Source organism: Hyella patelloides LEGE 07179, assembly GCF_900659865.1.
Lineage (GTDB): Bacteria > Cyanobacteriota > Cyanobacteriia > Cyanobacteriales > Xenococcaceae > Hyella > Hyella patelloides.
This window is the reverse complement of record NZ_LR214347.1, coordinates 1-1,079: the sequence shown is the minus strand read 5'-3', so window position 1 is coordinate 1,079 and position 1,079 is coordinate 1. Positions and strand designations below refer to the sequence as shown.

General features: G+C 29.4%; 1 protein-coding gene. It reads left to right on the top strand.

From position 1 onward, the window contains the following. Positions 1-539: 539 nt before the first annotated feature. The coding region (locus tag H1P_RS33655; protein WP_144875864.1) for a response regulator at positions 540-1,079 on the top strand (540 nt) is incomplete at its 3' end.

The window sequence follows — 1,079 nt, the reverse complement described above, 5'->3', positions numbered from 1 at the left end:
CAGATTATTTTCTCAAGAAAATAATTAAATCAATTTGCTTGAATATAACCGTTTATAGCAATCGCCAATATTTAAAAACGTCAAATAATATATTAGTTCTTATTCTGTTTCTAAAATCGCTGTATTCTCTATCTCTTAAAGTGTGTAGACTAAATTACTCAAAAAATCACGAATAAATTAAATTTTTATGCAGAATGTGAGATATAAAATAATTCAATAAAGATTCAGTAAAAGTATTTACATAAAAACCCGTTATGGGCAACTATATACCTAATGGCTATTGCCTTAAAAATCACAAATTATATCGTTTTTCATGCATTAACAAGCAACTTATTTTGGAGCTAGTAGTCACCGAATCACCGAGTTAGTGTAAACAATAGTTTTAGTATTTTTTCTGAAGTTATATATTTATTCGTATTTTCGGAAATTTATTTATTAAACAAACATAAATAAAACAAAAAGATAATTTTAAACTTTAATCAATATCTTCCCCTGGCCAAAATATCAACTATTTAATAAATAATTAAGTTCGGTTAATTATGATTCGCATTTTATTAGTAGATGACCAAAAAATGATTCTAGAAACACTGAAAGCATGGCTCGAACCAGAAGCAGATTTTGAGATTATTGGCACTGCGGACAATGGTATTGCTGCGGTTGAACAAGTAGAAAAATTACAGCCAGATATTGTACTGATGAATATCGAAATGCCTGTTTTAGATGGAGCTAGCGCGACTCAATTTATTACTAAAAGATTTAATAATACTAAAGTGTTAATCTTTAGCTCTAATGATAGTGATGAATATATTGCTCAATCTTTATCGGGAGGAGCAAAAGGTTATCTTTTAAAAAACACAGAATCTCAAGATATTGCAGCAGCTATTCGTTCTGTTCATCGCGGATATACTCAAATTGGGCCAGGACTTTTAGAGAAGTTGTTGATTCAAACTGATTCTGGTTTGATTTTAAGTAAACTCAAAAGTTCCACTGGAGAACAGAAAAATATTAGTGATGATAATCCTACTATCAGCAGAGAAAGAACAAGCAATAAACAAAAATTTGTCGAACGATCAAAAAAA